We start from the raw sequence: 15,374 nt of genomic DNA on the forward strand, positions 1-15,374 counted from the left end.
GTGAAAATCATCGGCCTGGAAGAACATTTCGTGACCCGCGACGTCGTCGACGCGTGGTGCGCGCTGGAACCCGAGTGGCAGGATCTGTCGCTGACGCCGTCCACGCGGGGCGATTCCGCCCGCCGGCTGGCCGACTTCGGTGACGAACGGCTCGCCGGGATGGCGAAGGCGGGACTCGACGTCCAGGTGTTGTCGTTGAGCACCCCGGGCGTGCAGAACCTGGCCTCGGCCGACGCCGTCGCCTTGCAGACCGCCGCCAACGACACCCTCGCCGAGGCGATCCGCGCCCGTCCCGGCAGCTTCCAGGGCTTGGCGACGTTGGCCACGCCGCGTCCGGCCGCGGCGGCCGCCGAGCTGGAACGCGCGGTGACCGAGCTGGGCCTCAACGGCGCGATGCTCTTCGGGCGCACCAGGGACCGCAACATGGACGAGCCCGCGTTCTGGCCGATCTACGAGGCGGCGGCCGCGCTCAAGGCGCCGCTGCACCTGCACCCGCAGTCACCGCCCGCCGCCGTGCGCGGTGCCTACTACAGCGGCTACGGCCCGCGTGTCGACGCCGCCCTCGCCACGCACGGCATCGGGTGGCACTACGACAGCGGCGTGCAGGTCCTCCGCCTCATCCTGAGCGGGGTGTTCGACCGCTTCCCCGACCTGCGGGTGATCGTCGGCCACTGGGGCGAGATGGTGTTGTTCTACCTGGACCGCATCGATTCCCTGAACGAGCTGGCCGGCCTGCGACGGCCGGTCTCCGATTACTTCCGTACCAACATCTTCCTGGCACCGAGCGGCATCCTCAGCCGGCGTTACCTGAGGTGGGCGACCGAGGTGGCCGGCGTCGACCGGATCCTGTTCTCGACGGACTACCCCTTCGTCACCCCGCCGCCGGGCGGGGCGCGTGCTTTCTTTGCAGAGGCTTCGCTGAGCGACGCGGACCGGCTGAAGATCGCCTCGGGCAACTGGGACCGGCTCTGCGCCTCCATCCGGCGTTGATCCGGTTTTGGTTGCGGTGTGGTCGAAATCGGCGTCGGCGTGCTCGACTCCGGTTGCCGGTCGCCGCGGTGGTGGTCAGGGCAGGCTGAACGATGCGAGTCCCAGCAGCGGGTGGCCCGGGACGGCGATCCGGACCGGACCGCCGATGCGGGGTTCGCCCATCACCCGGAGACGGCCCGTCTGTTCGATGTGGCGGGTCAGGACGTCGTCGGCCGAGGTCAGCTTGAACGCCAGCTCACTGCCGTCGGGTGTCCGGGCCAGCTGCCACGGCTTGGCCGCCGCAGGGCCGAGGACCTGCAGTTCCGTCCACGCTGCCGGGAGCCGGGAGCGCATCGCGTCGACCAGCGCGGTCACGGCACCGAGCCCGGCGATGACCGCCCAGGTGAGGAGCGAGGTGCGCCACGGATCTTGCGGCAGCAGTGCGACGACCGCCAGCGCGCCAGCGACAACCGCGGCGACGCCGACGACCCACCGGGCGGTCCGGACCCGGGCACTCGCGGCCTTCACGAGGACAGCGTCCTGGTCCGGCGGAACAGCCGGTGTTCCCGGATCGTCGGGTACCGGTTGGGGCTCGGGTTGTGAGCTTTTCCGCCGCATCGCCCACAGCGCGAAGGCAAGCCCGGCTCCGCTCATGGCCCAGCCGTAACCGGCGAGCCTGGTGTCTCCGGTGAACCAGACCACTGTGGACACACCGATCCCGGCCACCGACCAGGCCAGGATCCTGCTCATCTTCGTGCTCCCCACTGCGCCGAGAGTACTCGGCGAGCGGGCCTTCACACTGCGGAACTGGTCCTTGCCCGGACGTCTCGCCTGCCGGCCGTCTTCAGTGCCAGCCGAGCTCGGCCAGCTGTTCGCCGGCTTTGCCCTGGGGCCAGACAGTCAGGCTTCGCCCCGCAGGACGAGGTCGTAGTCCTCGTTCCGCAGCGCAGCGAACTGGCTTGCGTGGACCGGGTCCGGCGGTGGGACCCGACCGAAACCTTCGAACTTCTCCGGCCACCGGAACCTGATGTCCATGGCCGCGACACTGCTGCGCCGGGACGGCGCGCAGAGGGAAGAGACGTCACAGCCAGCGAGACAGCCACCACAACGACAACGACCACCACTCTTCGAGTCGTGCCCGGGTTCTCTCCATCTTCACGCCGTGATGCCACAGGAACAGCAGGACGGTGGCGCCCGCACCGAGCAGAGTCAGCAAGCTGCCGGCCACGATCGGCCCGGTGTGCTTGTCCCCGGCGTCCAATTCCGCGCGCTGTTCGTCCGGCCACACCCGGATCTGCACCTGTCGGCCCAGAACGACAGCATGCCGCCCTCGGTGGTTCTCGACGGTCTGCCACCTCGTCACCCCGTCGGTTCCGGTGTACTCGACGTCCGCGGTCGGGGGCTCCCGGACCCCGACCGAGACGACCCGCCCCGGGAAGAGCCCCGCCGACCGGTTCACGTCCGCGGCCATGGAAACGCCGGTCCACACCACCGCGAGCCCGCCGATCAGCACGACCAGGGGAAGCCACAACAGGGCCGCTTCGGGCAGCCAGGACTTCGACGACGTCATGCCTCCAGCACGCCGGGAGGGGCACCGCGGTTGCCCGGTGGCCCGGAAACGCTTGTGCCGACGTCGTTGCCCGACGACGGCCTTCCTTACGGCTACTCCTTGAGTGCGCCCGTGAGTGAGACCGATGCGGCGGAGCTGCGGCTGACCGCCGGCTCAGCTCACGCGCGGCCACCAGGCTCCGAAGGCGTCCGCTCTTCGGCATGTGAGTGCGTATCAGCCAGACGCTGGGTCCCCTCCGCGGCGAGGAGCCGCGCCGACCAGCTGCTGACCGCGCCGGCTTCCGGGGCGTCGTTGCCCCGCGAATCCGAAGGCCCCGGCCGAGTCGAGGCTGGGGCGTTACACGGCCGGGTCAGTCGGTGGTGCGGAGTTCGGTGTTGCGGCGCTGGGCTTCGTGCAGCTGGTCTTCGAGGTTGACGATGCGGCACGCGGCGTCCACTGCGGTGCCCTGGTCGACCAGTTCCCGGACTCGGGCGGCCAGTCTCAGCTGGTGGCGGGAGTAGCGGCGGTGGCCGCCGGTGGAGCGTTGGGGGGTGATCAAGCCCGCTTCGCCCAGGCTGCGCAGGAAGCCTTGGGTGGCGCCCAGGATGTCGGCGGCTCGGCCCATGGTGTAGGCGGGGTAGTGCTCGTCGTCGAACTTGTCGGCCCCGCTGGGCGTGGCCGGTCCTTCTTGGTCAGGAATCACTCTGCCTCCACGTCACAAAGGACCCCGGGTGCCACTGCGGCACCCGGGGTCCTCAAGGGTTGGGTTTCACCATTGTCAACCGACGCGAACGTCAGCTTCCTGCACCCGCGTCCGGCGTGAAGCCGGGTTGTGCGGGGATCGCTTACTCGTGACCGAGCACCACCTCCGAACTCGATGGGACTGCGGCACCCGCGCGGCACTACCCGGCCGCTGCGGGCGATCCAATGATGGTTCCGTTCCCTTCTCTCCTGAATTTTCCCTACTGTCACTGCACCTGCTGCGAACGTCAACGACGGGAACCCTTCCACTGATCGGTCCCAGCACGCTTGACGTCGCTGGTCACTGCCCGGAGCCCCGTCACCGATCGGCTCCGGCCACCTGACCGGTCCTGCAACTGCACTAACCACTACTGCTGATCTTCGCGGGAACACGTCACCCGCACGGGCACCAGCCGGAACCTGTTCCTTGATCGGCTCCGTCCTGCCTGACCGTCTTGTCTCACCTCGCGGGTAGTTACGTTCTCTCCCGCGCCTGCTTGACGTTGTCTTTCTCGGTATGAGCAGAACACTACACACGCCCGCTCGGGAATGTCTACCCCGGCTGGCACAGATTTTCTGGAGTCAATCGAACGAGTGATGGCCGGGCCCGCCCCGGGCCTCAGACCAGGGACGCCGACAGGCCGCCGTCCAGGACGTAGTGGCTTCCGGTGATCCAGGTGGCCCGGTCGGAGGCCAGGAACGCGGCCACCTCCGCGATGTCCTGCGGGGTGCCCAGGCGGCCCTGCTTCGCCGCCACCAGGTCGCCGAAGGGGACCTGGGTCGCCGCCTCGAAGTCGGGGACCAGGCGCTCCACCATGGCCGTGTCGGCGAAGCCCGGGCAGACCGCGTTGACGCGGATGCCCGCCGGGCGCATCTCGACCGCCGCCACGCGCGTCAGCTGGATGACCGCGGCCTTCGTCGCGCAGTACGAGCCCAGCAGGGGGCTGCCGCCGATGCCGGCGATCGACGAGATGTTGACGATGTTGCCCTTGGACTCCACCAGGTGCGGGGTCGCCGCCTTCATCGCCACGAACGTGCCGCGCACGTTGACCGCGAAGATCTTGTCGAAGCTCTCCGTGGACTGCTGCAGCAGCGGCGACGACACCTCGATCCCGGCGTTGTTGACCAGGACGTCCAGGCCGCCGAGGAGGTCGACCGCCTGCTGGATCGCCGCCTGGACCTGGGCTTCGTCGGTGACGTCGCAGTTGGCGACGCCGGCCGCGCCGATCTCCTCGGCCGCCTGCTTGGCCGAGTCGGCGTTGAGGTCGCTGACCACGACCTTGGCGCCGCGTTCGATGAACAGCGTCGCGATGGCCTTGCCGATCCCGGCGCCGGACCCGGTGACGAAGACGCGCTTTCCCTCAAGCTCGGACATTCTCGTTCCCTTTCACATCGCGTCGATCTTGGGCAGGATTTCTTCTTTGAGCCGCTTCATGTCGTCGAGCGTCTTCGCCACCGGCACGTCCTGGAACGGCGGCCACAGGAACGGCATCGTCAGCCCGGCTTCGTTGTAGCGCTTGAGCCGGTCGGTGATCTGCGCCGCCGACCCGACGAGCAGGTTGGTGCCCTTGCCCAGCGGGCTCTGGTCCACGTCCTCGTCGGTGATGACGAACCAGATCATGCTGGAGATCTCGAGGTCGTCGACCGACCGCTTGGTGTCGAGCTCGTCGAGCTCACGCTGGATCTCCGTGCGCCACCGCTGGATGTCCTCGGGCGAGTCCTGGATCCCGATCCAGCCCGACAGGTTGTACTTGGCGATGCGGCTCGCCGAGCGCTTCGGGTCCTTGAGGCCGCTGAAGAAGATCGGCGGGTGCGGCTTCTGCACCGGCTTCGCCCCGAACCCGGCCGGCTCGAAGTCGGCGAACTCGCCGTGGTATTCGAAGACCTCGTTGGTCCAGATGCCCTGCATGATCTCCAGGGTTTCGCGGACGTGCTTGTGCCGCTTGGGAAAGATGTGCGCGGCGCTGGCGGCGGCGAACTCCTCCGGCATCCAGCCGGAGCCGACGGCGACGTTGAGCCTGCCGCCCGAGAGGTGGTCGATGGTGGCCAGTTCCGCGGCGAGGACGCCGGGGGACCGGTACGGCGTGTCGATGATGCTCATGCCGATCCGGACCTTCGACGTCTTCGCGGCGAGCCAGGGGAGCAGCGGCATGCCCTGGAGGAACTCGCCCCGCGAGCTCACCGGGAGCTGCTTGCCCATTTCGTCCAGCATCCCGAAGGGGTACTGCATTTCCCCGCGGTCCGACGACTCCGGCACGATGATCCGGTCGAGCGTCCAGACGGAGTCGAAGTCGAGGTCCTCGGCGAGGGCGGTGAGGTCCTCGAGTTCCCGCACGGTCACTTTGTCCCGGAAGTTCGGCAGGTAGAGCGCGAGTTTCATGGTCGGACAGCCTCCTTGCTGCGTTCGGTGAAGGTGGAGCGGATGTCGGCTTTGAGGACCTTGCCGACGGTCGAGCGCGGCAGCTCCGGCCAGATCTCGATCTGCTTGGGCGCCTTGACGCTGCCGATGCGGGCCTTGACGAACGCGATCAGCTCGCCGGCGTCCAGGTCGGCGCCGGGCTGGAGCTGGACGACGGCGGTGACGCGCTCGCCCCACTTGTCGTCCGGCAGGCCGATCACCGCGCAGTCGCGGACGGCGTCGTGGGCCATCACGGCCTGCTCGACCTCGGCGGAGTAGACGTTGAACCCGCCGGTGATGACCATGTCCTTGGCGCGGTCGACGATGTGGAGGTAGCCCTCGTCGTCGAGGAAGCCGATGTCGCCGGTGTGGTGCCAGCCGTGGGCGGACGCCTCCGCCGTGGCCTCCGGGTTGCGGTAGTAGCCGGCCATCACGAGCGAGCCGCGCACGCAGATCTCGCCGCGTTCGCCCCGCGGGACCGGATTGCCGTCGTCGTCGAGGATCGCCACCGTGACCAGGGGAGACGGCCGGCCCGCCGACGCCAGCCGTCCCGTGTGGACGGTGCCGTCCGGATGGCGGTGCTCGGCGGGCGCCATCGTCGAGATCATCATCGGGGCCTCGGACTGGCCGAACAGCTGCGCCATCGGCCCGATGCGGTCGAGCGCTTCGGTCAGCCGGGACGTCGACATCGGCGCGGCGCCGTACCAGAAGCACTGCAGTGACGAGAGATCCGTGGTGGCGAGCGCTTCGTGGCCGAGCACCATGTAGATCAGCGTCGGCGGCAGGAACGTGTGGGTTACGTGGTGGCGCTCGATCAGCTCCAGGAACCGGCCGACGTCGGGCTTCGCCATGATCACGACCTCGCCGCCGCGGGCGAGGATCGGGAAGCACAGGACGCCGGCCGCGTGCGTCAGCGGGGCCAGGGCGAGGTACACCGGGCGGCCGTCGAAGGGGTAGCTCATCAGCGTGATCGCCGACATGACCTCGAGGTTGCGGTCGGTGAGCATGACGCCCTTGGGGCGGCCCGTCGTGCCGCCGGTGCCGACCAGTGCGACGACGTCGTCGGGCGGCGCGGCCGCGGCGGCCGGGTCGTCGCGGGCGGCGTCGAGCCAGGCGTCGAAGCCCGGGGCGACGTCGTCGCCGTCGCCGAGCCGGACGAGGGTGGTCAGCTTCGGCAGCTTGGGGGCGATCTGGCCGACGAGCTCCTCGAAGCCGGGTTGGAAGATCAACGTGGTGCAGTCGAACAGATCCAGTAGTTCCGCGTTCTCGCCGGCGGCGTTGCGCGGGTTGATCGGGCACCAGACCGCGCCGGCCCGGGAGATGCCGAAGACGCAGGCGAACGCGGTCGGGTCGTTGGCCGAGAGGATGCCGACCTTGTCCCCGGGCGCGACGCCCGAGCGCCGCAGGGCCCGGGCGACCCGCTCGGCGAGTGCGATCACCGCACCGTAGGAGAGCGAGACTTCGTCGAGGGTCAGGCAAGGCGCCTCGGGGTCGAGCGAAGCGCCCTTTTCCAGGTAGAAGAACAGAGACATCGTCGTCCCTTCGAAACCTCCGCCGGCGGCACCGGCGGCTGGTCACGACCTTGACCGCCATTTGGACGAATGTCAAGATTTTCTTGGACGATTGGTCAGAGAACCGCTCGATGGTATCTTCGGCCCGTGACCAGCGCAGCCGCCGTGAGGCGCCGGACCCGTGTCGACAAGTTCGAAGAGCGCCGCCGGGAACTCGCCGACGCGGCGCTGCTGGCGCTCGCCGACCTGGGGTACGCCCGCACCAGCCTGCGCACGATCGCCGAGCACACGAAGTTCTCCCACGGGCTGCTGCACTACTACTTCGCCGACAAGGTCGAGCTGATCACCTACTGCGTGCGGCGCTACAAAGCCGCTTGCGTGCAGCGCTACGAGGGCGGCGTCGGCGAGGTGGCCACGCCCGCCGAGCTCGCCGCGGCCTGCGCGGACGGGCTGGCCGCCGCGCTCGCCGACGCGCCGCTGATGCACCGGCTCTGGTACGACCTGCGCTCGCAGTCGATGTTCGAGGAAGCCTTCCGCGACGACGTCGCCGAGATCGACGACAGCCTGCAGGACATGATCTGGCGCAACGTCAGCGCGTACGCCGACCTCGCCGGCACGCCGCCGAACTGCTCGCCGTCGGAGGCCTACGCGCTGTTCGACGGCCTGTTCCAGCAAGCCCTGCTGCGCTACCTGATGAGCACCGAAGGCGCGCTCGACGACCTCCGGAACGGCGTCCGCGCGTTGTTCCCGCGGCTTCTGTCCACTGAGGACTAAAGCAGGCTCGCGACGGCGTCCGCGAAGGCTTCCGGCGCTTCCTGCGGCGCGTTGTGCCCGATCCCGGCCAGCAGCCGGTGCTCGTACGGGCCGGTGAAGCACTCCCGGTCACCGGCCGCGCTCGGGCCGAGCAGGCCGTCGGCGCCGGTCTCCAGCAGCACGGTGGGCACGGTGATCGGCGGCTGCCCCGCGAGGACGTCTTCCAGGTCCTGGTAACGGGGATCGCCGTCGACGAGGCCGTAGCGGTGCCGGTAGGAGTGGATCACGACGTCGGCGAAGTCCGGGTTGTGCAGGCTGGACGCGCTCGCGGGGAACGCCGCGGCGGCACCGGACCACGCCGGCGACCAGGTGCGCCACAGGAACTCGCACAGCTCTTCGCGGTTGCGCTCCAGCCCGCGGCGGCCACGCTCGGAGTGGAAGTAGTACTGGTACCAGTACGTGGCTTCCCATTCCGGCTTGCCGGGCTCGTGCGCGGCGGCGATGTCCTGGACGTTGTAGCCGTCGACGGTGACCAGGCCGCGGACGCGCTCCGGGTGCACCGCGGCCGTGATGCACGCCGCGCGCCCGCCCCAGTCATAGCCGGCGAGGACCGCGGATTCGATGCCCAGCGCGTCCATGAACTCGACCAGGTCGGTGCCGAGCGCCGCCTGCTGGCCCGACCGCGGGGTGGCGTCGTCGCGGAACGACGTCGCGCCGAAGCCGCGCAGGTAGGGGGCGACGACCCAGGCGTTGCGGCGGGCCAGCAGCGGTGCGACCTCGTCGAAAGCCCTTACGTCATAAGGGAAGCCGTGGAGCAGGATCACGGGCACCGCGTCAGTGGGTCCGGAGTGTTCGTACGCGACGCTCAAGGTCGGCGTGTCGACCTGCCCTGCTGAGGTGAAGCCCATCCGGCGATTGTCGCACGAGCACGTTTACCTCCCAGGGAATTGGATCGACGCCGCGACCGGCCCAGACTCGGTTCATGACCAGTTACCCGATCCACACCGCCGACACCGCACCCGAAGCCGCGAAGGAGCCGTTGACCGTCCTGCAGGGAGCGTTCGGGTTCGTCCCGGCCGCGGCCGGGCTGATGGCGAACTCGCCGGCGTTGCTGAACACCTTCTTCTCGGCGTTCGGGCACTTCCGCGGCGGCGGCACGTTCGGCCCGGACGAGCGGCAGGTCCTGCTGCTGACCAACGCCGTCGCGAACGGCAGCGAGTGGGCCGTCGCGTTCCACACGCTGGAGTCGCTCGCGGACGGCGTCGAACCGGCCGTCGTCGAGGCCCTGCGCCGCGGGGAGCGGCCCGCCGACCCGCGGATGGCGGCGCTGTCGGCGCTCACCCGCGCGTTCATCGAGCAGCGCGGGCACCTCGACGACGCCGACGTCGCGGCGTTCACCGCGGCCGGCTTCACCGGGGAGCAGGTGTTCGAGGTGATCACCGGCGTGGCGATCTCGGCGATGACGAACTACACCGCGAACCTCGCCCGGCCCGCGCTGGAGGCGGCGGTGCGTCCGCACGCGTGGACCGCGGGATACTCGAGCCGTGTCTGACGTCGGTCCACTGCTGAAACACTGGCGCGGCGCCCGGCGGCTGAGCCAGCTGGCCCTCGCCGCCGAGGCCGCCGTGTCGATCCGCCACCTGTGCTTCCTGGAGACCGGCCGCGCGAACCCCAGCCGCGCCATGGTCCTCAAGCTCGCCGAGGTGCTCGACGTGCCCCTGCGCGAACGCAACACCCTGCTGCTCAAGGCCGGGTTCGCGCCCGAGTACCCGGAGTCCGGACTGGACGCGCCGTCGCTCGCCGCCGTCCGGGACGCGCTCGACACGATCCTGGCGCAGCAGGAGCCGTTCCCGGCGCTGGTGATGGACCGCAGCTGGGACATCCGGCACACCAACGCGGCCGCGCGCCGGTTCTTCGCCCTCCTCCAGGACGGGCAGCCGAAAGCCGCGCCCGGGCCGGCGAACGTGCTGCGCCGGATGTTCCACCCGGACGGCGTCCGGCAGCGCGTGACGAACTGGCCGGAGGTCGCCGAGGCCCTGGTCCGGCGGGCGCGCCGGGAGGCGATCGGCGGCGTCACCGACGAGCGGGCCCAGCGCATCCTCGACGAGGTGCTGGACTACCCCGGGGTGCCGAAGTCGCTGCGGTCGCTGGACGCGGCGACGCCGGTGCTGCCGATCGTGCCGATCCGGTACGCGCTGGGGGACCGGCGGTTCGACTACTTCTCGACGGTGACGACGCTCGGTACGCCGCAGGACGTGACGTTGCAGGAGCTGCGCATCGAGTGCTTCTTCCCGATGAACGACGAGACCCGGGAGCAGGCGCACCGGCTCCGGTCGTGAGTGTTCAGGGCGGTTCTAACCGCCCTGAACACTCACGACAAGCCGCGGCAGAGCACCCAAGCCTAGGTCGGTGGGGCGCCCGGTAGGGGGTCGCGGCCCGGGGCGCGCAAGCCGTCGAGGGTGATGGCGATGACGCGGTCGCGGCCGCTCTTCGCCGCGTCGAGGCCCAGGCAGTGCGGGGACATCCCAGCGGCGGCGCCGGCCAGGAACGGGACGTCCTGCCAGGCGACGTCGGGGCGGAGCGCGCCGGCTTCCCGGGCTCGCTCGGTGACCGCGCGGACGTGGTCGCGCAGGACGGCGAACGCCTCGGCCACCGCGGAGCCGCTCTCCCCGGGCTCGGCCGCCAAGGCGTCCGACAAGCCCTTGTTCTCCGACTGCGCCGACGCGAGCGCGCGCACCAGCTCGGCGAAGCCGGTCCACGGATCGGGGGCTTCCGCGGCTTCGCGGGCCTGCTCCACCAGCTCGCCGACGACTTCCAGCAGCACCGCTTCCAGCAGCGCGTGGCGTGACGGGAAGCGCCGGTAGAACGTCGCGGGCCCGACCCCGGCGCGCTTGACGATCTCGTTGGTCGACACCGCCAGCCCGTGGTCGGCGATGGCCGTCCGCGCGGCCGCGATCACCAGCTCGGCGCTGCGGCGCGCGTCGGATCGCATCTCCCTGGCCATTTCCCGAGCCTAGCACTAGACGGAGAACCGCTCTCCGTCTAGTGCTACCGTGAAACGGAGAACGACTCTCCGTCTGGGAAGCAGGGCATTCATGGGCACCTTGACCGGCAAGACCGCGCTGATCACCGGCGGCAGCGAGGGGATCGGCCTCGGGATCGCCGACGCCTTCGCGCGGGAAGGCGCGGATCTCGTCCTCTTGGCGCGCGACCCCGGCAAGCTCGACGCCGTCGCGGCCCGGCTGCACGGCGCGTCCGTCAGGACCGTCGCCGTCGATCTCGCCGAGCCGGACGCCTTGGCCGCGCTCCCCGCCGATCTCGCCGTCGACATCGTCGTCAACAACGCGGGGGTCACCCACCTGAAGTCCCTCGAGGACACCACCGACGCCGACTTCGACGCGATGGTGCGGGTCAACCTCGGTGTGCCGTTCCGGCTGGTCCGGCGGCTGCTGCCCGGGCTCGTCGCGGCGCGGGGGAGCGTCGTCAACATCTCCAGCTACTGGGGCACGAAAATGGTCGACGGCCGCCCGGCGTCGGTGTACTCCGCGACGCGCGGCGCGCTCAACTCGTTCACCCAGGCGCTGGCCAGCGAGCTGGGGCCGGCCGGGGTGCGGGTCAACGCCATCGTGCCGGGGTCGGTCCGCACCCCGGCGTTCGAACGGCGCTTCCTCGGCCCGATGAGCGACGACCAGCGCGCGGACTACGACGACTACGTCCGGCGCTCGTACCCGGCGGGCCGGATCGGGCTTCCGGCCGACGTCGCCGCCGCGGCGCTCTACCTCGTCTCGCCGGCCAGCACCTGGGTCACCGGCAGCATTCTCACCGTCGACGGCGGGTTCGCTGTCCGCTGAGCCCGGTGGACAGCTGAGCCCGGTGGACAAGTGGACAAGTGTCCGCTAGCGTCGAAACAAGCGGACACTTGTCCACATCAATCGCTAGGAGGCTCTTCATGTCGGAGATCGACGGCAAGGTCGTCGCGATTACCGGAGCGAGCGGCGGCATCGGCGAGGCCATCGCGCGCACCCTCGCCGACCGCGGAGCGGCCGTCGTCCTGGGTGCGCGCCGGACGGAACGCCTCGAGAAGGTCGCGGAGGACATCCGCGCCCGGGGTGGCCGCGCGATCGTCTGCATCACCGACGTCACCGTCCGGGAAGACCTCGACCGGCTCGTCGCCCGGGCGGTCGAGGAGTTCGGCCGGCTCGACGTGCTCGTGAGCAACGCCGGCATCAGCAAGATCGGCCCGATGGCGGACCTCGACGTCGACGGCTGGTCCGCGATGATCGACGTCAACCTGCGCGGCGTGCTGCACGGGATCGCCGCGGCGCTGCCGGTGTTCCGGCGCCAGGGCCGCGGGCACCTGGTGACGACGGTGTCGACGTCCGGCCTGAAGATCACGCCCACGATGGCGGTCTACGCCGGCACCAAGAACGCCGTCCGCACGCTGCTGGAAGGCCTCCGGCAGGAGTCGACCGACGGCGTGCTGCGGACCACGGCGGTCTCGCCCGGGTTCGTCCGGACCGATCTCGCGGGCTCGATCGACAACCTCGAGGTGCGGGCGGAGATCCAGCGCGGCATCGACGAGTTCGCCATCGCGCCGGAGGCCGTCGCCCGCGCGGTCGCGTTCGCCATCGAGCAGCCGCACGACGTCGAAATCGGCGAGATCGTCCTCCGCCCGACGGTCCAGGGCTGAGCCCGGGGACGGCCGCCCCGCCCGAAGCGGCCGTCCCGGGAGGTGTCAGTTCAGCGCGCTGACCTGGCGCTGAACCTCGTTGCGCAGCACGGAATGCGCGTCACCGAGCCGCGTGGTGAGGCTGCTGTGCGCGGCGCCCAGCGGACCCGTGACCGGGTGGACGGCGTCTTCGTCCGGCAGCGGCACGCCGGGGCAGGTGGCGCTGCCCGGCCGGGAGTTCCTGGTGAGGAACGTGTTCACCATCCCGTCGACGCACGGGTTGCCGGACAGGGCGTACTGGCCGTGGAACGGCGAGTCGTCCACCGACACCAGCGGGACGCCGGCCGCGCGCGTGGCCGCTTTCGCCTGCTCGTAACCCGTTTGCGGGTCGAACTCGCCCTGGACGACGAGCACGTTCTTCGCGACTTGCGCCGGCAGGTTCGGCAGCGGGTGCTGCGGCGCGTCGGACCAGAACCCGCACGGCTCGCTGAGGCCGTAGAGCCAGCCGTACAACGGGTACTGCGGGCCCTGCCGGTCGCTGAGCCGCTTGTACCAGGCGGCGGACTGCGTCGGCTGGTCACCGCACGCCACGGCGTACCGGGTGCCGGGGACCGCGGTGTAGTCGGGCACGGCGGCCGCGACCTTCGCGACCGTCAGCTGCGCCGCCGGGACGCCGAAAGCGCTGCGGGACACCGCATCCAGCTCGCCGCCCGGAGCCGCGCCGCCGGGCTCCAGGGAGTTCGCGCCGAGGACCAGGACCAGCACGCCGAGGTACCACTGGAACTGGCTGCCGTTGCCGACGAAGATCCGGTCGAACGAGTCGCCGTCCACGCCCTGGGTCTTGTAGAAGGCGCGGATCTGCTCGATCTTCGCCTTCACCTCGGCGACGCTCGTGCCGAGCTGGTCGCCGTAGCGGCGCACGACCCACGGCAGGTAGACGTCGTCGAACTGCCGCTGGTCGATCACCGGGAACGCCTCGAAGTCGGCCTGCAGCCGGCCTTCGAAGTTCACGCTGGAGTCGAGCACGGTCTTGCCGGTGTGCTCCGGGAACAGCGACGCGTACTTCGCGCCGAGCCAGGTCCCGTAGGAGTAGCCGAGGTAGTTCAGCTTCTCGTCGCCCAGCAGCGCGCGGATCAGGTCCATGTCGTGCGCGGTCTGCCACGTCGTGACGTACGGCGTGAGCGCGTTGCTCTGGCACGCCTCGGCGATGGCGCGCGGCGACTGCTGGTGCAGCGCGATGCTCTGCGCCGACCGGTCACGCGCGTCGAGCCCGGCCGGCAGCCGCCCGGTGGGGACCTGGCACTGGAAGCCGTGGTCGTCGCTGCCTTCCCGGCCGGTCCCGCGCGGGTCCATGCCGATCAGGTCGTAGAGCTGGTTCACCGACGGTTCGAGGCCGGCCAGCGCGCCGGCGAGCGAGGTGCCCTGCCCGCCCGGCCCGCCGGGGTTGACGAGGAGCGCGCCGAGCCGCTGCCCGGTGGCCGCGACGCGGCTGATCGACACCTGCAGGTCGACGCCCGCGGCGGGGTTCGCCCAGTCGCGCGGGACGGTGACCATCGCGCACTCCGCCGGTCTGGCGTCGGCGGCGGGCGTGAACGCGCACGCGCCCCAGGTGAGCTGCTGTCCGGTGTAGGGCGCGAGCGGGTCGTCGGCGGCCGCGGCGGGCGTCGCGGCCGCCACGAGGGCCGCGATCGTCACGACCAGTCCGGCTCGGAAACCTGGCATCTGAAGTCCTCCCGAAAGGTGTGGAGGACGCGACCGTGGCACGGTTTCGCCGGGCGGGGATCAACCCGGGGTATCAGATGTGTGCGGTGGAATCGTACTTTCGGCGGCCGCGGTGCCGGCTACCCGAGGTCCCGCAACGCTTCGCGGACCCGGTCCCGGAGCCACCGGTGCGCCTTGTCGTTCTCGTAGCGCTGGTGCCAGGAACCCACCAGCGGCGCCGGGGGTACGGGCATCGGGAGCGGCACGGTCACCAGGCCCAGCGCGTCGATCATCCCCGCGCACATGCGTTCGGGCACGGCCACCACGCACTCGCCGAGCCGCACGACGCTCAGCGCCGACGTGGTGGTCGGGGTCGTCGCGACGACCCGGCGTTCGAGACCGTGCTCGGCCAGCGCGTCGTCCATCGGGTCGTGGAGCCGGCCCCGGCGGGTGATCCGCAGGTGCAACGCCTCGGCGTAGCGGCGCAGGGTCGGTTTTCGCGTGGCGAAGGGGTGATCCGGTGCGACGGCCAGCACCAGGCGGTCCTCGAAGAACAGCTCCGACCGGATCTCGGGGGAGTCCGGCGCCGCGCTGCCGAGCTCCAGATCGACCTGGCCCCGGCGCAGTTCCTGGGTGTCCGCCCGGCCTTCCGCCAGCAGCCGCAGCCGGGCGTTCGGCGCGTCGCGGTGGACCGCGGCGATGAGCCGGGGGCCCAGGGCGGTGGTGATCGCGTCGTGGCAGATCAGCGTGAAGAGCCGGTCGAGCTCGGCGAGGTCGAGCGCACGATCGGGGGCGAGCACGCTTTCGGCCTGCTGCACCAGATCGCGGACCTGCGCCCGGATCTCCAGCGCGTACGGCGTCGGCGTCATCGTCCGGCCCGTGCGGACGAGGATCTGGTCGCCGGTCGTCTTGCGGATCCGGCCGAGCGTCCGGCTCATCGCGGGCGACGACAGGTGCAGGCGATCGGCGGCCGCGGCGACGCTGCCCTCCTCGAGCAGCGCGTCCAGCGCCGTCAGGAGGTTCAGGTCCAGGTACATGCCGCGGATCGTACTGTGGCCGCTCAGACGGGGCGGCGGACCGGGA

The 15,374-nt window shown here is 70.7% G+C and carries 17 protein-coding genes; 6 read left to right on the top strand and 11 right to left on the bottom strand.

The features are described from left to right. A complete protein-coding gene (locus OG439_RS47765) occupies positions 1-990 on the top strand; it encodes an amidohydrolase family protein (RefSeq protein WP_326946927.1) in 990 nt (329 codons plus the stop codon). A 75-nt stretch (positions 991-1,065) separates the two neighbouring features. Here the strand turns inward: OG439_RS47765 and OG439_RS47770 are convergent, their stop codons facing one another. From OG439_RS47770 to OG439_RS47800, 7 genes are all read right to left on the bottom strand, one after another. Next, positions 1,066-1,719 (bottom strand): hypothetical protein, encoded by a 654-nt coding sequence (locus OG439_RS47770; protein WP_326946929.1) that lies wholly within the window; start codon positions 1,717-1,719, stop codon positions 1,066-1,068. Between the two features lie 150 nt (positions 1,720-1,869). Beyond that, positions 1,870-2,004 carry a hypothetical protein gene (locus tag OG439_RS47775; protein WP_326946930.1) on the bottom strand — a complete coding sequence of 45 codons (135 nt, stop codon included), beginning with the start codon at positions 2,002-2,004 and terminating at the stop codon, positions 1,870-1,872. A gap of 46 nt (positions 2,005-2,050) precedes the next feature. Continuing rightward, complete coding sequence (locus tag OG439_RS47780; protein WP_326946931.1) at positions 2,051-2,539, bottom strand: hypothetical protein; 489 nt, start codon at positions 2,537-2,539, stop codon at positions 2,051-2,053. 349 nt (positions 2,540-2,888) lie between these two features. Further along, positions 2,889-3,221: a MerR family transcriptional regulator gene (locus OG439_RS47785; protein ID WP_326946932.1), complete on the bottom strand. Its 333-nt coding sequence runs from the start codon at positions 3,219-3,221 to the stop codon at positions 2,889-2,891. 657 nt (positions 3,222-3,878) lie between these two features. Then, on the bottom strand, positions 3,879-4,634 hold the full coding sequence (locus tag OG439_RS47790; protein WP_247062000.1) for an SDR family NAD(P)-dependent oxidoreductase: 756 nt from the start codon (positions 4,632-4,634) through the stop codon (positions 3,879-3,881). A 12-nt stretch (positions 4,635-4,646) separates the two neighbouring features. Next, the gene (locus OG439_RS47795) at positions 4,647-5,639 is read right to left on the bottom strand and encodes an LLM class flavin-dependent oxidoreductase (RefSeq protein ID WP_326946933.1); all 993 of its coding nucleotides are present in this window, start codon (positions 5,637-5,639) and stop codon (positions 4,647-4,649) included. After that, a complete protein-coding gene (locus OG439_RS47800; RefSeq protein ID WP_326946934.1) occupies positions 5,636-7,189 on the bottom strand; it encodes an acyl-CoA synthetase in 1,554 nt (517 codons plus the stop codon). Before OG439_RS47800 ends, OG439_RS47795 begins: the two co-directional genes overlap by 4 nt. Before the next feature lie 126 nt (positions 7,190-7,315). Here OG439_RS47800 and OG439_RS47805 point away from each other — a divergent pair, with 126 nt between their 5' ends. Beyond that, positions 7,316-7,942, top strand: coding sequence for a TetR/AcrR family transcriptional regulator (locus tag OG439_RS47805; RefSeq protein WP_326946935.1), 627 nt, complete (start codon positions 7,316-7,318; stop codon positions 7,940-7,942). Here OG439_RS47805 and OG439_RS47810 read toward each other — a convergent pair. After that, positions 7,939-8,829 (bottom strand): alpha/beta fold hydrolase, encoded by an 891-nt coding sequence (locus tag OG439_RS47810; protein WP_326946936.1) that lies wholly within the window; start codon positions 8,827-8,829, stop codon positions 7,939-7,941. The two genes, OG439_RS47805 and OG439_RS47810, sit on opposite strands and share 4 nt — an antisense overlap. A gap of 74 nt (positions 8,830-8,903) precedes the next feature. Between OG439_RS47810 and OG439_RS47815 the strand changes: the two genes are divergently transcribed. Together OG439_RS47815 and OG439_RS47820 are read left to right on the top strand one after the other, a co-directional pair. Continuing rightward, the gene (locus OG439_RS47815; protein ID WP_326946937.1) at positions 8,904-9,473 is read left to right on the top strand and encodes a carboxymuconolactone decarboxylase family protein; all 570 of its coding nucleotides are present in this window, start codon (positions 8,904-8,906) and stop codon (positions 9,471-9,473) included. Then, complete coding sequence (locus tag OG439_RS47820) at positions 9,466-10,260, top strand: helix-turn-helix domain-containing protein (RefSeq protein ID WP_326946938.1); 795 nt, start codon at positions 9,466-9,468, stop codon at positions 10,258-10,260. The genes OG439_RS47815 and OG439_RS47820 overlap by 8 nt, the downstream gene beginning before the upstream one ends. 62 nt (positions 10,261-10,322) lie before the next feature. Here OG439_RS47820 and OG439_RS47825 read toward each other — a convergent pair whose 3' ends face one another. Continuing rightward, complete coding sequence (locus OG439_RS47825; protein WP_326946939.1) at positions 10,323-10,925, bottom strand: TetR/AcrR family transcriptional regulator; 603 nt, start codon at positions 10,923-10,925, stop codon at positions 10,323-10,325. Between the two features lie 91 nt (positions 10,926-11,016). On the opposite strand from OG439_RS47825, the gene OG439_RS47830 reads away from it, so the two are divergent. Both OG439_RS47830 and OG439_RS47835 read left to right on the top strand, forming a co-directional pair. After that, positions 11,017-11,772 carry an SDR family NAD(P)-dependent oxidoreductase gene (locus OG439_RS47830; protein WP_326946941.1) on the top strand — a complete coding sequence of 252 codons (756 nt, stop codon included), beginning with the start codon at positions 11,017-11,019 and terminating at the stop codon, positions 11,770-11,772. A 98-nt stretch (positions 11,773-11,870) separates the two neighbouring features. Then, complete coding sequence (locus tag OG439_RS47835; protein WP_326946942.1) at positions 11,871-12,611, top strand: SDR family oxidoreductase; 741 nt, start codon at positions 11,871-11,873, stop codon at positions 12,609-12,611. 45 nt (positions 12,612-12,656) lie between these two features. Here the strand turns inward: OG439_RS47835 and OG439_RS47840 are convergent, their stop codons facing one another. Further along, the gene (locus tag OG439_RS47840; protein ID WP_326946943.1) at positions 12,657-14,312 is read right to left on the bottom strand and encodes an alpha/beta hydrolase; all 1,656 of its coding nucleotides are present in this window, start codon (positions 14,310-14,312) and stop codon (positions 12,657-12,659) included. A gap of 119 nt (positions 14,313-14,431) precedes the next feature. After that, the gene (locus OG439_RS47845; RefSeq protein ID WP_326946944.1) at positions 14,432-15,328 is read right to left on the bottom strand and encodes a LysR family transcriptional regulator; all 897 of its coding nucleotides are present in this window, start codon (positions 15,326-15,328) and stop codon (positions 14,432-14,434) included. Positions 15,329-15,374: the final 46 nt, after the last annotated feature.

The sequence above is a fragment of the Amycolatopsis sp. NBC_01307 genome (assembly GCF_035975215.1).
Lineage (GTDB): Bacteria > Actinomycetota > Actinomycetes > Mycobacteriales > Pseudonocardiaceae > Amycolatopsis.

What these genes read in the sequence shown, in the direction of transcription:
- OG439_RS47830 (WP_326946941.1), top strand. Translation starts at nt 11,017, where the DNA reads ATGGGCACCTTGACCGGCAAGACCGCGCTGATCACCGGCGGCAGCGAG.
- OG439_RS47800 (WP_326946934.1), bottom strand. Translation starts at nt 7,189, where the DNA reads ATGTCTCTGTTCTTCTACCTGGAAAAGGGCGCTTCGCTCGACCCCGAG.
- OG439_RS47795 (WP_326946933.1), bottom strand. Translation starts at nt 5,639, where the DNA reads ATGAAACTCGCGCTCTACCTGCCGAACTTCCGGGACAAAGTGACCGTG.
- OG439_RS47790 (WP_247062000.1), bottom strand. Translation starts at nt 4,634, where the DNA reads ATGTCCGAGCTTGAGGGAAAGCGCGTCTTCGTCACCGGGTCCGGCGCC.
- OG439_RS47845 (WP_326946944.1), bottom strand. Translation starts at nt 15,328, where the DNA reads ATGTACCTGGACCTGAACCTCCTGACGGCGCTGGACGCGCTGCTCGAG.
- OG439_RS47840 (WP_326946943.1), bottom strand. Translation starts at nt 14,312, where the DNA reads ATGCCAGGTTTCCGAGCCGGACTGGTCGTGACGATCGCGGCCCTCGTG.
- OG439_RS47825 (WP_326946939.1), bottom strand. Translation starts at nt 10,925, where the DNA reads ATGGCCAGGGAGATGCGATCCGACGCGCGCCGCAGCGCCGAGCTGGTG.
- OG439_RS47835 (WP_326946942.1), top strand. Translation starts at nt 11,871, where the DNA reads ATGTCGGAGATCGACGGCAAGGTCGTCGCGATTACCGGAGCGAGCGGC.
- OG439_RS47810 (WP_326946936.1), bottom strand. Translation starts at nt 8,829, where the DNA reads ATGGGCTTCACCTCAGCAGGGCAGGTCGACACGCCGACCTTGAGCGTC.
- OG439_RS47775 (WP_326946930.1), bottom strand. Translation starts at nt 2,004, where the DNA reads ATGGACATCAGGTTCCGGTGGCCGGAGAAGTTCGAAGGTTTCGGTCGG.
- OG439_RS47770 (WP_326946929.1), bottom strand. Translation starts at nt 1,719, where the DNA reads ATGAGCAGGATCCTGGCCTGGTCGGTGGCCGGGATCGGTGTGTCCACA.
- OG439_RS47780 (WP_326946931.1), bottom strand. Translation starts at nt 2,539, where the DNA reads ATGACGTCGTCGAAGTCCTGGCTGCCCGAAGCGGCCCTGTTGTGGCTT.
- OG439_RS47815 (WP_326946937.1), top strand. Translation starts at nt 8,904, where the DNA reads ATGACCAGTTACCCGATCCACACCGCCGACACCGCACCCGAAGCCGCG.